13 protein-coding genes are annotated in these 13,857 nt (G+C 47.2%); 8 read left to right on the top strand and 5 right to left on the bottom strand.

Annotated features, from left to right (window positions below):
* Window positions 1–92: 92 nt before the first annotated feature.
* The 7 genes from NDI33_RS23570 (at window position 93) to NDI33_RS23540 (ending at window position 8,334) form a co-directional block, all read left to right on the top strand.
* Entirely contained in the window at window positions 93–776 is a 684-nt protein-coding gene (locus NDI33_RS23570; RefSeq protein ID WP_190679398.1) for a response regulator transcription factor, read from the top strand.
* Window positions 773–2,245 (top strand): ATP-binding protein, encoded by a 1,473-nt coding sequence (locus NDI33_RS23565; RefSeq protein WP_190679396.1) that lies wholly within the window; start codon window positions 773–775, stop codon window positions 2,243–2,245. Before NDI33_RS23570 ends, NDI33_RS23565 begins: the two co-directional genes overlap by 4 nt.
* A 58-nt stretch (window positions 2,246–2,303) precedes the next feature.
* The gene (locus NDI33_RS23560) at window positions 2,304–2,477 is read left to right on the top strand and encodes a hypothetical protein (protein WP_190679394.1); all 174 of its coding nucleotides are present in this window, start codon (window positions 2,304–2,306) and stop codon (window positions 2,475–2,477) included.
* A gap of 213 nt (window positions 2,478–2,690) precedes the next feature.
* Window positions 2,691–4,775, top strand: a complete 2,085-nt coding sequence (gene fusA, locus NDI33_RS23555; protein ID WP_190412929.1) for an elongation factor G — start codon at window positions 2,691–2,693, stop codon at window positions 4,773–4,775.
* A 224-nt stretch (window positions 4,776–4,999) separates the two neighbouring features.
* The gene (locus tag NDI33_RS23550; protein WP_190679393.1) at window positions 5,000–5,353 is read left to right on the top strand and encodes a DUF6464 family protein; all 354 of its coding nucleotides are present in this window, start codon (window positions 5,000–5,002) and stop codon (window positions 5,351–5,353) included.
* 285 nt (window positions 5,354–5,638) lie between these two features.
* Complete coding sequence (locus tag NDI33_RS23545; protein ID WP_190679391.1) at window positions 5,639–6,388, top strand: SDR family oxidoreductase; 750 nt, start codon at window positions 5,639–5,641, stop codon at window positions 6,386–6,388.
* Window positions 6,389–6,627: 239 nt separating this feature from the next.
* Window positions 6,628–8,334: a hypothetical protein gene (locus NDI33_RS23540; protein WP_190679389.1), complete on the top strand. Its 1,707-nt coding sequence runs from the start codon at window positions 6,628–6,630 to the stop codon at window positions 8,332–8,334.
* A 264-nt stretch (window positions 8,335–8,598) separates the two neighbouring features.
* On the opposite strand, the gene NDI33_RS23535 is transcribed toward NDI33_RS23540, so the two are convergent.
* Entirely contained in the window at window positions 8,599–9,297 is a 699-nt protein-coding gene (locus NDI33_RS23535; RefSeq protein ID WP_190679387.1) for a glutathione binding-like protein, read from the bottom strand.
* Window positions 9,298–9,412: 115 nt separating this feature from the next.
* Window positions 9,413–10,243 carry a dienelactone hydrolase family protein gene (locus NDI33_RS23530; protein WP_190679385.1) on the bottom strand — a complete coding sequence of 277 codons (831 nt, stop codon included), beginning with the start codon at window positions 10,241–10,243 and terminating at the stop codon, window positions 9,413–9,415.
* Between the two features lie 176 nt (window positions 10,244–10,419).
* Between NDI33_RS23530 and NDI33_RS23525 the strand changes: the two genes are divergently transcribed.
* On the top strand, window positions 10,420–10,560 hold the full coding sequence (locus tag NDI33_RS23525) for a hypothetical protein (RefSeq protein ID WP_190679383.1): 141 nt from the start codon (window positions 10,420–10,422) through the stop codon (window positions 10,558–10,560).
* 29 nt (window positions 10,561–10,589) lie between these two features.
* Here NDI33_RS23525 and NDI33_RS23520 read toward each other — a convergent pair whose 3' ends face one another.
* From NDI33_RS23520 to xylB, 3 genes are all read right to left on the bottom strand, one after another.
* Window positions 10,590–11,162 (bottom strand): GNAT family N-acetyltransferase, encoded by a 573-nt coding sequence (locus NDI33_RS23520; protein WP_190679381.1) that lies wholly within the window; start codon window positions 11,160–11,162, stop codon window positions 10,590–10,592.
* A gap of 212 nt (window positions 11,163–11,374) precedes the next feature.
* A complete protein-coding gene (locus NDI33_RS23515; protein ID WP_190679380.1) occupies window positions 11,375–12,202 on the bottom strand; it encodes a pentapeptide repeat-containing protein in 828 nt (275 codons plus the stop codon).
* Window positions 12,203–12,412: 210 nt separating this feature from the next.
* Window positions 12,413–13,852, bottom strand: coding sequence for a xylulokinase (gene xylB / locus NDI33_RS23510; protein WP_190679378.1), 1,440 nt, complete (start codon window positions 13,850–13,852; stop codon window positions 12,413–12,415).
* Window positions 13,853–13,857: the final 5 nt, after the last annotated feature.

The raw sequence follows: 13,857 nt of genomic DNA, 5'->3' as shown, positions 1-13,857 counted from the left end.
TTTGCAGGAAAAAATTATTGGAACCTGTCGCTTACAGATAACCACAGGTTAAACTGAATAAACGCCCAAGCCGCCCGACGCATGAGAAACCCATGCATATTCTGTTCGTTGAAGATGAAGCGAAAATTGCTAACTTTGTCCGAGCCGGATTGAAGGAACAGGGTTTTGTTGTCGATTACTGTGACAACGGAGACGAGGGATATGCTCGCGCCTTGGACAACGAGTATGACGCGCTCGTGCTTGACATCATGGTGCCGGGAAAAGATGGTTTGTCTATCCTCAAGAGCTTGCGCCGGAAAGGACAGAATGTGCCAGTCATTTTGTTGACTGCTCGTAATGAATTGGATGATCGAATTGAGGGACTAAATTTGGGTGCTGACGACTATATCGCGAAACCATTTTTTGTGGAAGAACTCGTTGCCCGGATTCATGCAGTGATACGTCGGACTGCGGGCGATCGCCAAAATCTAGTCTGCGTCGGCCCCATCAAGCTCGATCGCATCACGCGAGAAGCCACTTGCAATCAACATATCGTTGAACTCACCACCCGCGAGTTTAACCTGTTGGAATATCTAATGCGATCGCCTGGACGAGTCTTCACCCGAACGCAAATCTTGGAACACATCTGGGGCTATGACTTTAATCCCAATACCAACGTAGTCGATGTGTGCGTTCAACGGATTCGCAAAAAGATTGACTCTATCGGAGGCGCGGGTTGGATTGAAAGCATTCGCGGCGTTGGATATCGATTTCGTCAATCAGAGTCTCAAGAGTGAAGCTGCGTTCTTTCCGTATCCGGATTGCTCTATTGTCTGCTGTTCTGGCAGGTAGCGCCTTAGCAGGGTTTGGATTAATTTCCTGGTGGCTGATTTATGAGGCAAAGGTGAGCCGTCTAGATGCAGAATTGGAAAGCCAATTGATGCGGGCAGGTCGCCCTCGACCGCGCGATCGCTGGCAGTCTTATGAAGACTCACTTGGGAAGTCGTTTGGAACCGATACAAAAACAGCGATCGCCTTACTAATAATCGGTGCAGATAACAATGTGCTGTATCGTTCCGAGCAATGGACTACCGATCTCGATACCAAAAACCTTTGGACATCGCGCCCCCAATTGCTGCCGTTTCCATCACCCCCTTCCGATCGCCCAACAGCCCCCTTTTCCGAAGCCAACCCGCCATTTCCAGAGCGATCGCAACCGCCGCCGGATCGACCCCCGCCTACGCCTCGATTCGTTACTCAGCGCACCGCAAGCGGAACATGGCGGATTGGTGCCGTTACAACACCTTTTGCTCAAATTGCGATCGCAGTGAGTTTAAACGCGATCGCAACTGAGATGGTCGTCATCCGCAACATCTTCCTGATTTCAATTCCAGGGGTACTTCTGCTTGTAGCCGGGGGTGCATGGGCAATTGCTGGAAGCAGCTTGCATTCCATCCGACGACTAACCACGAGTATTGGGAATGTCACCGCTAGCGGTTTGGAACAACGGGTTCCTATCGGGACAACGGATGTTGAATTTGTCGAATTAATTCAGGTTTTCAACAAAATGTTGGAACGTCTGGAACGCAGTTTTAAGCAAGCGTCCCGCTTCAGTGGAGATGCTGCCCACGAACTCAAGACTCCGCTAGCGATATTGCAAGGAGAATTGGAACGCACTCTGCAACAAGCCGATCCCGGCTCCGAGGTGCAACAAAGCTTGAGCAATTTGCTGGATGAAGTGCGCCGACTGACGGGGATTGTGCGTAAACTGTTGCTGCTTTCTCTAGCGGATGCCGGACAAATGAACCTGCATCGAGTTGAGGTGGATTTGTCTGGTTTATTAACTGAGATGCTGGAGGATATCGAACTGCTAGCACCGCATCTGGAGATTCAAACAGAAATTGCTGATAGTTTGTGCGTAAAGGGCGATCGCGACTTACTCATTCAAGTCTTGCAAAACTTGATTAGCAATGCCATTAAATATAATCTCCCGAATGGCTGGATTCGGATTCAGGCTCGTCGTCAGAGTACAGCTGTGTTGATTACCATCAGTAATTGCTCTCAAGAGATTCCTCTGGATGAGCGAAACCGAATTTTTGACCGTTTCTATCGCGGCGATCCAGCCCGAACCCGCAAAGTAGAGGGAATTGGATTAGGACTGAGCTTGGCGCGGGAAATTGCGCGATCGCATCGTGGTAATCTGACGCTTGACCCGACATTATCTGGACAGACTGCATTCACTCTAACCTTACCCATAGGCTTGTAAAAGCAGCGTTCTTTTTGTACAGAGCCAGCTTTCCCGTTACTCAGTTTTCGTTGAGAATATGCATTCAATCGCGAAAGCGATCGCTTTCGGGTTTCTCAAAGCTGCTAACCGCTCCAACAAGAGCCGCACAAGCACAATACTAGAGCCGCCAGCAAGCGAACTCCGAACCTCTGGCTTGGTAGAGAACAGTGAAATTGGCGCGATCGCACTTTTGCGGCGGCGATATCGCTGATGCAAATATGTCTAATCTCTCTAACCACTGTCACCTTGACATTCCACAATTTACAATTAGTAATGTCGCCAGAGAAACGCAAAAGGATTTCTTTGTATTCCGCGTAATTGAAATCCAGCCTGCACTGGCTACAAAGGCAATATTGATTTCCTGGCTTGTAATGCTTGCAGGTGGTCGCCAACGGTTCGTTGTATTTACTCTAGAGACCAATTTATGAAAGACCTGACTCGTTATCGAAACATTGGCATCTTCGCTCATGTCGATGCTGGCAAGACCACCACAACTGAAAGAATCCTGAAGCTGACAGGTAAAATCCACAAAATTGGTGAAGTACACGAAGGCGCGGCGACGACGGACTTCATGGAACAGGAGCAAGAGCGCGGGATTACGATCCAGTCAGCTGCAACTACCTGTTTCTGGAACGATCACCAACTGAACATCATTGATACCCCAGGACACGTTGATTTCACCATTGAGGTCTATCGTTCTCTGAAGGTTCTCGATGGTGGTATTGGTGTTTTCTGTGGTTCAGGTGGAGTCGAACCACAATCTGAAACCAACTGGCGCTACGCCAACGACTCCAAAGTCGCTCGTATCGTCTACATCAACAAGCTCGATCGCACGGGCGCTGATTTTTACCGAGTCGTCAAGCAAGTCGATCAAGTGCTTGGAGCCAAGCCACTGGTGATGGTGCTGCCAATTGGCATTGAAGAACAGTTTTGCGGCGTGGTCGATCTGCTGACCCGTAAGGCATGGGTGTGGGACAACTCTGGCGATCCGATGAACTATAAGATCAAAGATGTTCCTACCGACATGGTCGATCAGGTCGAGACCTACCGCGAACAGTTGATTGAGCTAGCGGTTGAGCAGGACGATGCTGTGATGGAACAGTATCTCGAAGGGGAAGAGCCGTCGATGGAGGATATTAAGCGTTGTATTCGCAAGGGTACTCGCGACTTGGCGTTTTTCCCGACCTACTGCGGCTCGTCGTTTAAGAATAAGGGCGTACAGTTGGTGCTGGATGCCGTGGTTGACTACCTGCCGAACCCGATGGAGGTCAAACCGCAGCCAGAGATCGATCTGGAAGGGAATGAAACAGGCAGCTTTGCGCTTGTCGATCCAGACAAACCATTGCGGGCACTCGCGTTTAAGATCATGGACGATCGCTTCGGTGCTTTAACCTTCACGCGCTTGTACTCCGGAACATTGTCCAAAGGCGATACCGTACTGAACACCGCGACAGGTAAGACTGAGCGGGTCAGCCGTTTAGTTGAGATGCATGCGAATTCTCGCGAAGAGATCGACTCAGCTCAGGCGGGTGACATTGTGGCGATCGTCGGCATGAAGAACATCCGAACCGGACACACCATCTGCGATCCCAAGAATCCCGCAACGCTGGAGCCAATGGTCTTTCCAGAACCCGTCATCTCTATTTCGGTCAAACCGAAGCAAAAGGGAGGTGAAGAAAAGATGGTTGCCGCGCTCACTAAGATGGTGCAAGAAGACCCGTCTTTCCATATGGTGACAGATGAGGAGAGCGGCGAAACAATTCTCAAGGGGATGGGTGAGCTACATCTCGACATCAAGGTGGACATTCTGAAGCGCACCCACGGGGTTGAGGTTGAGGTGGGTAAACCTCAAGTAGCCTACCGCGAGTCGATTACGAAACGCCTCGAAGACAGCTACGTCCACAAGAAGCAGTCTGGTGGTTCTGGTCAGTTTGCCAAAATTGGCTATGTAATTGAGCCGGGTGAACCAGGCAGCGGCTTCCAATTTGAGTCAAAGGTGACAGGTGGTACCGTGCCGAGAGAGTATTGGCCAGCAGTGGAAAAAGGCTTTGAAAGCTGCGTCGATCGCGGTGTATTGGCTGGGTTCCCCTGCATGGACTTAAAGTTCACGCTGCTTGAAGGGGGTTTCCACCCGGTAGACTCGTCAGCAATGGCGTTTGAGATTGCTGCAAAAGCCGCTTATCGGCAGTCTGTTCCTAAGGCTGCGCCTCAGCTGCTCGAACCGATTATGAATGTTGATGTCTTCGCACCAGATGATTACATGGGCGATATCATCGGCGATCTTAACCGCCGCCGAGGGATGATGAAATCTCAGGAGACAAATCAGACGGGGGCACGCATTAAGGCAGATGTGCCTTTGAGCGAAATGTTTGGATACATTGGCGATCTGCGTACCATGACATCTGGGCGCGGACAGTTCTCAATGTCGTTCTCACACTATGCTCCTTGCCCCAGTAACATCGCAGAAGAGGTGATCAAGGAAGCCAAAGAGCGTCAGGCTGCACACTAGGGCATTGGCTCCGATGAAGCGATTTGTCGGAGCCAATAACCGATAGCAATCCTCAATCAGTCATGAGATTTCTGCGTAGTGTGAGCATCCTGCTTGCGTTGAATCCCAGGCAAGATGCCCGCACTACGTATTCTTATGACTTTTCTTATGACTTAAATAGGACTGCTGTATATAGACGTGAATTTGATGCAAATTTTCTGGCGGTCTGTCGATATTAATTTGTTATGAAGCTGAATCCTTTGCCTACAGAAGTCATTCTGAGCCATCCCCGTTCTACCCTGAGTCATCTATATCTAGACTGGAATCCTGAGCCTGGAGCCTATTTAGAAGTCGAGGGTCAAACATATATGGTTTTAGAACGTAGGCATCGCTATCTGCTCAAATCGGGTCGTTATCAGCTTCACAAAATTGCTCTTTACGTTCAAAAGTTCGATACCCCGACAGAGTGCAGTCTGTTGGACGGGCGCTGGGTAATCGGAGATATCACCTGCTCATACAATGCTCGCTCTGAGTTGCTTCGATGTACGATTAATCCCAGTGGGCCTTGCGATCGCTGCGTTCATTATCAGGCCTTTTAGAATCGCTCTTTATCCCATCAGTTGCGGCTTAATGCCATCTTCGGGTTGCTACAACGATTCGAGCAATAAAGAGCCATTTTATATAAAAAAGTTTAAACTTTGTCTTGCCAACGGATGACGTGACGTACTTCGCTCAGAAGCCCTGAATCCTAGTAGCGTCGGTAGTTATATGAATCTGCATCGATAAAGGTAAAACGAAATCGTTTCTGCTTAACCTTGTGCTAGCAAATATTCTAACGTTTTCATCGCAGGAGCCAGACGCAGCTTAGAAATTAAGGAGTATGTATGGCAGGAAAATTAGACGGAAAAGTGGCAATCGTCACTGGTGCATCGGCGGGAATTGGTGAGGCGACTGCGATCGCACTAGCAGCGGAAGGCGCTAGCGTAGTAATTGCAGCACGACGTTTTGACCAACTGAATGCGATCGCAGATGGCATTGCAGCGACGGGTGGAAAAGCATTGCCAATCGTGGCAGATATCACGGATGAAACTCAAGTTCAGAACCTAGTGCAAAAAGCCAACGCACAATTTGGTCGAGTCGATATTCTCGTCAACAATGCGGGCATTGCTTTGTCAGGTAATATTGAGGGAGCAAATACCTCTGACTGGCGACGCATGATCGATCTCAACGTTCTGGGATTGATGTATGCAACTCATGCGGTTCTTCCTATCCTGAAAGCACAAGGATCGGGACATATCGTTAACATTTCATCCGTTGCAGGTCGAACCGCACGAGTAGGAATCGGTGGCTACAATGCGACAAAATGGGGAGTCAATGGCTTCTCGGAATCGTTGCGCCAGGAAGTATGCAAGCACAACATTCGCGTCACCATCATCGAACCAGGCATGGTGGATACGGAAATCGACAGCCACATTACCGATCCAATCGCCAAACAACGCACCGAAGAACGGCGTAAATCGATAGTACCCCTGCAAAGCGAGGACGTTGCAGCCGCGATCGCTTATGCCGTTACCCAGCCGCCGCGAGTGAATGTCAACGAGATTCTGATTCGACCCACCGATCAAGATTGGTAATGAACTGCATAATCACGCGATCGCATTCCTTCCTGTGCTGGTAAATACAGCATCTACACATCAGTCAGCCTGAGCTGAAGGCAACTCTACCAAAGGTCAAGTGTCCGTCGCGGATAAATCAATAATTAGATAGTTCTTGACACTCCTTACACGAGCGACCAGTAGCCACTTAGTTTTGTAGAGAGTAAGATTGGCTTAGCGCGATCGCGATAGCACTTTTATCAACACCTTTATCAGTTATGAATGGTAGTGAACTACAGAAAAAGCACTTCGCCACTCTCAAAGTGAAATATCAAGTAGGTCAGCAGGGGAGTGCTGCATCTGATAGTTTTCTATACCTAATACTGAGAAAAGCCGATTTAGATATTCAGATTACAGATTTAGAGATTCAGTGGCTAACGGAGAATCGCCTGTTTGGAGCTATTGAGGGCATTTCTTTACAGCAATACAAGGCCGAAGAAAATAAGAGGATAGAAGCAGAATTCTGGCAACTGCGAAAAAAGTACCGAATTCCGGAAAACGTAGAACTTCCTCTCTCTAGTTCTATATATCCAGTGCTTTGGAAACTTGATGCTGGATATACACTAGCAGATTCAGAACTCAAACTCCTGAAGGCTCAGGGGCTTGTAGAGACCGTCAATCTGCTTCAGGACATACAAAGTTTTTCCAAACTAAAGGTTAAATACAAAGCTACTCAGCATCTAAATCAATTTCCTGAAAATCCGCTTTATTCAATACTGAAGAAGCTTGACAAAAAAGAGCTGCTAGATGACTCTGAAGCGGACTGGCTTTTGGAATTTGATTTTGAGGAAACGCTAGAAATTTATTGGCAGCAGGAGGAGCAAAAAAAAGCTGAACTAGAGTTCTTAGAACTAAAGTCTAAATATCAGGTTGCTTATCATCCAGACATTTCTGTCCCAAGTTCACTATATTCTATCTTAATAAAACTTGAGAATGAGGAAGATTTAGACTCTGGTGAGTGCAAATGGCTGAAACAGCAAAAGCTAAATAAGCTAATTGAAATTGATGAAGAACGAAAAGAGAGAAAACTTTTCATTAACCTTAAAGCAAACTATAAGGCTACTCAGCATCCAGATTTTGAAATTTCAAGTCAATTATTTAAAGTCCTCATAAAAGTTGCATTTGCTCAAATCAAACTTTCAAACTTAGGTGAGAACATAGAAACATTTTCTAACAATTTAGAATCGCTGTGTAATGAGGATATTAATTGGTTAACAAAACAAGGGCTTTCTGAGACAGCAGAGATTGCCCGAGAAATTTACTTTAAATCATTGAAAGCTAAATATCAAATCATAGGTCAACTCCCAATCGAGCCGTTCTATGAGATTATGCTTAAACTTGAGCGAGAGGAACGACTAGCTCCTAAACAAGTGATTCAATTAATTGAAGAAGGTCGTCTTGCCAGACGTGGTAAAATTGCGATCGCATATTACAGATTAGAAGCAATATTTTACGAAAAAGAATACCAACGAACTGGAAACAAGTGGAACCTACCCAGTGCGAGTAGCAATTGGCGTAAGGCAGATCAACCAGAAAAAGCTTTGCAAGTTACAAAAAATGTGGATTGGACTAAAATTCGAGAAGCCGATCTCAAATCCGCTTTGTTGGTAACAAGGGGTGCTGCCTTCCGCGACCTTGAGCAACTGGATGAAGCAGAAACTTGTGCTGTACAGGCAACAGAATGCCAGCCTGAAAGCCACCAGCCTTATACCCTAAGGGGGGCGATTTGCTATGACAGACGTGAATACGAAAAGGGTGATGTCTGGTTTGAAATGGCAGCAGAACGCGGGGCTGATGATACAGACGACGAAATTGAAAGAATTGTCAGAATGACGAAAGACAAGGATAAACGCAGAGAAGTCGTAGAGTATCTTCTCAGCAAAGATCCACAGCGTTATGCATGGGCAAAGTCATATCTAAAATAGGTGGGATTAATGCAAGGTAATCTGCTGCCACTAAACTGTGCCGTTAGCAGTTCAAGCTACGCGATGCTAACCCTAAAGCTTCAGATGTTGCAACTGGCTGGCAAACCAAACAGCTAATAGTGCCACTGCAAGACCAGAGATGATGAAACAAGGAACGTGACCAAAGTATCAACAATCCAACCTAAAGCAGCAGCACTAATGCCTTGTCTCCAAACAGACTAACGCAAATAGCGAAGCGGCTGTTTCTGTGAGAACCGCTTAAATTTAGCGCTTGACCGTATCGGCGGACTGATTGAACAACAGATCCCGCGCCTGATCTGGACTGATTACTTGATCTTTAAAAGCTTCTGCTTTCTCATAAGCGCGAATGGTTGCAGGACGGGCTTTTATCGCTTCAAACCAGCGTTGCAGGTGGGGAAAATCTTCGATCTTTTGGTTTTGCTTTTCGTAGGGCACGATCCAGGGATAAGCAGCGATATCGGCGATCGAATAATCACCGGCAATAAATTCGCGATCGCTTAATCGTTTATTCAACACTGCATACAAACGTCCCGTTTCATTCACATAGCGATTAATCGCGTAGGGAATTTTTTCAGGGGCGTATTGAGTGAAATGATGGTTTTGTCCTGCCATCGGTCCGAGTCCGCCCATCTGCCAAAATAGCCATTGCAGAACCTCTGCGCGATCGCGAATATTTGCTGGAATCAACTTTCCGGTTTTTTCTGCTAAATACAGCAGAATTGCACCAGACTCGAAAACAGAAATCGGTTCGCCACCCTCAGCAGGTTCGCGATCCACGATTGCAGGGATGCGATTGTTGGGGGAAATCTTTAGAAACTCTGGTTTAAACTGATCGCCCGTGCCAATGTTGATCGGAATGAGGGTGTAGGGTAGCCCAACTTCCTCTAGAAACATAGTAATTTTGTGTCCGTTTGGCGTCGTCCAATAGTAAAGGTCGATCATGATGATGTCTCCTGAATATTACAAAGATTAGGTTTTAGCGATCGCTTTCAGCGCCGAACTGACAGCTCAAAGATAATCAATGCTGTGGTTGCCATGCGCTCAATTATTTCTCCTCCTACACACCATGCTGCTTAAACCATGCCTGAAGGCGTTTCCAACCATCTTTGGCTTCTTTCTCGCGGTAAGAGGGGCGATAATCGGCAAAAAAGGCGTGGGGTGCATTGGGGTAGACAATGATGTCAGATTTGCTGCTGCTGGACTTCAAGCGATCGCGCATCTGCTCTACTGTATCCAGGGTAATCCCCGTATCCTTGCCACCATAGAGTCCGAGAATCGGGACACTCAGCGCCGAGGCTATATCGACGGGATGTTTGGGTGTCAGTTCGGTAGCATTGCCCACCAGACGCCCGTACCAAGCCACGCCTGCCTTGACTTGGGGATTGTGCGCTGAGTACAGCCAGGTAATGCGTCCGCCCCAGCAAAAGCCGGTAATCGCCAATTTATCGGCATTCCCCTCGGCTGACTTTACCGCCCAGTCTACCGTAGCATCCAGATCGGAAAGCACTTGGGCATCCGGTACTTTGGCGACTACTTGGCGAATTTCATCAACGTTGCTTAACTTTAAAACATCGCCCTGACGCACAAACAATTGGGGTGCGATCGCTAGGTACCCCAATTTGGCAAAGCGACGGCAAACATCCTGAATATGCTCGTGTACGCCAAAGATTTCCTGAATCACCAAGACAATCGGGAAATTTCCACTTTTTGCTGGCATCGCCCTGTAAGCTGGAATTTCGCCATCTTTAACTGGAATTTTCACTGCACCCGTGACTAATCCCTTGGCATCAGTCGCAATCGTTTTGGCAGAAATGGGTTGCACTGCTAGGGCAAAACCTGTTGTCAGGGTAGCCGTAACCATAAATTGGCGGCGCGTGATTTCTTTCATTCTCTTTACCTTGAGCTATGCAGTCTCAATCCTAGTTAAGGAGGAAATGAGCTGTAACCAAACAGCCATTAGGCAGATGCAATAGCTAGGAAATCTAATTATCAAGATCGAAAACAAGTGTAAACAAAAAATAAAGTTGTTGACTAGAAAATAAATTTCTATCTAAAGAATAAAGCTTGCCACGGGTAAATACCTGGGGTAGTTGGGAGGTTATGGATGGGACGCGATCGCTCTCAACTAACCCACCTGTCAACCACTGGACACGCGCCGCTACTGTGTGCGAGGCGATCGCACTAAAACACAACTTACAGCTTTAATCAAACAGATACGCTCTTAAAGAAATTGGTTAGGAAGGTGGCAAAGGTGGCACTGCAAATCCAAGTATGAAGTAGAATTTGCCGTTAAACTCAAACTCTCTAAGCATCTCCATACCAAGTTTTTGAGTATGCGCCCGAAGACTTCTCGGATTGTCATTGGCTACGAAAGCAACGCCAGCATTGAACCGTGTGGTGACTTGGGCTAGAAGTGCTTGAAATAAACCTTGTAAGATACCACTTCCACGGTAAGTAGTTGCAATACAAACCGGACCATACCAAAAGGAACGGTAATTGCTTAAAGGTTGCCTATTAAACATTATTTCTGGATACAAGCTCATTATATATTTGAGCAAAGGAATCTCCTGAGAGGATTCTTGAGTTGTTGCACAAACATATCCAACCACTAGGTTCTCCTGCTCAGCAACCATTACTGCCAAATTTTCGTTGAGCGCTGCCAGATGAAAATCATCCTTAAAGTCAATTGATAGAAAGCCATTCTGCCTCTCTAGCTCAGACAAGTTAGACACGAGATTCTTTCTATGCAAAGCGAGAATTTCAGGATAATCAGCCGCTAATGCTCGTCTAAAAATGATGTTCGTCATGTTTATTATATCTCTTGCAAATTAGCTCAAAAATAGGTGTGAACGCCGTAATATAGCAATCTTTTTAAAGCTGTAAACAGGTATTTTTCCTAATTTAGAGACGCGATGTATTTTGTTTTTATTGAAATTTACGCATTATTTAAGATTGTTATAAGCTGTAATACTACTTGCCTGCGGCTATTGAAAAGTTAAAATTTATTCTTCAATAAAATTCAGTCTATGAATTGAGTTAGTACACGTTCCAACTCATTCGGTTGAAAACTACCCTCAGCAGGTTGCCGATTCTGGTGCGCTGGTTCCAGATAAAGGTATTCACAATAAATATTCGTAAACTGAGTGTGGCGTTTAATTGCCCAACCAAAGATACAAGCTCCCGTCAATACGGCAAAGGAAAAATCTGTATTTTGCATCGCACAATGACTGAAGTTGGCATCGGTTAAGTTCGCTTTCCTAAAAGACGTTCCGGGATTGCTTTGAATCGCTTGAATTAGCCATTTGAGAATACGGAAGGTCAAGAACGCGGAAACGAACATCAGCAGTAGGAGGAACAATCCTTGAACGATTGCTCCATCAACGAAGCCAAGGATGCTAACAATCACAAGCCCAAGGGTGAGCGTCACCATTACCGCCAACAGTACAGCAATGGCTGCAATGTTCAAGAAACTCGTGATTTGTGGAAAGCGGAAAGCAATCTTATCCCGGATGAAGCTTCCAAACACGAGAGCTAATATCGGAAGCGCACTGAAAAAGAAGTTGAGTCCCTTATTGGAGCGATCGCCCAACAATACCATTGACACTTGGGCAGCGATCGCGCTGAAGGCGACTAAAACAACTGGACCAACGATAGCGGCAGCAACTAGAATATTTACCTGGCGGCGGCTCTGACCCGTTTTGGCCCTCTCAAACGTTGCCCCAATTAGGGTCGCCCCAGTGAAATTGCACCCCCGCAAGTCAGAGCCACTGAAGTCTGCGCCAGCCAAGTCCTGCCCTTTGAAAGAGCAATTTTGCAAGTTTCGGTTGGCGTAGTTTCGATTGGTCATTATTTGCTGGCTTCGTTAGTATCAACAGCTACAGAGTATAGTTCCATAAAATTGCCCGATGGTAGGACTTATGCATTGACAGAAGCCAATTTCTGGGCAGTCGCCCCAGCATCTTTTCTAGGGGTTTCAGGATGAAGTCAGGCGCTACCTGAAGAGACAGATTTCAGTTTATACCAATTTTAAATTAACCTTCTTGAGGCATTACTTTTCTCAAATTTTTTTAAGTCGTGGATAAAGGGATTGATATCGCATCCAAGCCTCTTCTAAGGCTGAATTAACTGCTTGGGGAGTTACAGTAAGCGTTGGTGTAGCTGCCAGTTTGAGCGTGTCATTAGCATCCGCATATACGCCTATTCCGATACCCGCCAGGAGAGCTGCACCCCGCGCGGAAGCAGCAGCGACGGTAGTTGTATAGAGGGGTATTCTCAATACATCGGTCAGTAATTGTTTCCAAAGCATTTCTGCCGTTCCACCGCCTGCTAAACGCAGTTGTGTCGCTTTAAAACCTGTCGCCTCAAGTGCCTCAAAACCTTGTCGCAAGGCAAAAGCAACTCCCTCTAAAGCCGCCCGCATCAGGTGCGCTTGTGTGTGATGAAGTCCAAGCCCTACCCATGCCCCACGTACATAGGGGTCAAGATGTGGAGTTCGCTCGCCTGTGAGATATGGCAAGAATGTCAACCCTTCACATCCTGGGGGAACAGAAAACGCTTGAGTATAGACTTGCTCCCAGCTCAAGCCGAGGATACCTCGCACCCACTCAAGCGCTAACCCCGCATTTTGCATTGCGGCAAGGGTGTACCACTGGTTCGGTACGGCGGCTCGATAGAGATGTGTACGACCATGAGGATCGATAATGGGTTGGGATCGAGGTGTAATGATTTGAGCGCCTGTGCCGATGGTTAGTTGAACTAAACCAGGTAGTAGTCCGTTACCAAGTGCCGCCGCTGCCGTATCCGCAGCACCAGCGATAACGGGTAAGCCAACAGGTAAGCCAAGATGCTCTGAAGCAACAGTTGTTAGATAACCTGCGATCGCACTAGAGGGGATAATTTTTGGTAACCAATCGCAACGTAGATTCAGCGCCCCGATTACTTCCCCAGCCCAGTTGTCCGACACAACATCGTAAAGCAAAGTACCGCTAGCATCAGATGGTTCGGTTGCGACTTCTCCAGTCAGCCGTAACCGCAGCCAATCTTTTGGCTGGAGTGCCCAACGCGCTTCGGTGTAGACAGTAGCCTCGTGTTCTCGTAGCCACAACAAAGTTGGACCCGCCATTCCAGCCGTAATCGGGTTGCCCAAGCGCTCTAGAATAGCGGCATCGAGCGAATGATAAGTGTTAAGCGTGGCACTAGAGCGAGTATCTGCCCAGAGGATAGCAGGACGCAGAGGCTGACCCGACTCCGAAGCTAGGACAACACCGTGCATTTGCCCTGAAAGTGCGATCGCCTGTACTCGATCGGCATGATTTCCTACAGCCTTCCTCACAGCCGAGGCAACAGCTAACCACCAATCTTCTGGTTCCGACTCAGCCCATCCAGGGTGGGGTGCATGAACAGGATAAGAGCTTGACGCCTCACCTATAGTGGTTCCGTCTGTCGCTAGGAGCAATGCCTTAGCAGAGCCTGTTCCTAAATCAATGCCAAGCAACATTAGGC

Source organism: Trichocoleus sp. DQ-A1, from assembly GCF_039961955.1.
GTDB lineage: Bacteria > Cyanobacteriota > Cyanobacteriia > Cyanobacteriales > FACHB-T130 > FACHB-T130.
The sequence above is the reverse complement of the archived record's forward strand: the minus strand, read 5'-3'. Positions and strand labels throughout refer to the sequence as shown.

Bases quoted from the DNA above. Each gene is read 5' to 3' on its own strand.
- xylB (WP_190679378.1), bottom strand. From the start codon at position 13,852: ATGTTGCTTGGCATTGATTTAGGAACAGGCTCTGCTAAGGCATTGCTC.
- NDI33_RS23520 (WP_190679381.1), bottom strand. From the start codon at position 11,162: ATGACGAACATCATTTTTAGACGAGCATTAGCGGCTGATTATCCTGAA.
- NDI33_RS23515 (WP_190679380.1), bottom strand. From the start codon at position 12,202: ATGACCAATCGAAACTACGCCAACCGAAACTTGCAAAATTGCTCTTTC.
- fusA (WP_190412929.1), top strand. From the start codon at position 2,691: ATGAAAGACCTGACTCGTTATCGAAACATTGGCATCTTCGCTCATGTC.
- NDI33_RS23530 (WP_190679385.1), bottom strand. From the start codon at position 10,243: ATGAAAGAAATCACGCGCCGCCAATTTATGGTTACGGCTACCCTGACA.
- NDI33_RS23570 (WP_190679398.1), top strand. From the start codon at position 93: ATGCATATTCTGTTCGTTGAAGATGAAGCGAAAATTGCTAACTTTGTC.
- NDI33_RS23550 (WP_190679393.1), top strand. From the start codon at position 5,000: ATGAAGCTGAATCCTTTGCCTACAGAAGTCATTCTGAGCCATCCCCGT.
- NDI33_RS23560 (WP_190679394.1), top strand. From the start codon at position 2,304: ATGCATTCAATCGCGAAAGCGATCGCTTTCGGGTTTCTCAAAGCTGCT.
- NDI33_RS23545 (WP_190679391.1), top strand. From the start codon at position 5,639: ATGGCAGGAAAATTAGACGGAAAAGTGGCAATCGTCACTGGTGCATCG.
- NDI33_RS23535 (WP_190679387.1), bottom strand. From the start codon at position 9,297: ATGATCGACCTTTACTATTGGACGACGCCAAACGGACACAAAATTACT.
- NDI33_RS23540 (WP_190679389.1), top strand. From the start codon at position 6,628: ATGAATGGTAGTGAACTACAGAAAAAGCACTTCGCCACTCTCAAAGTG.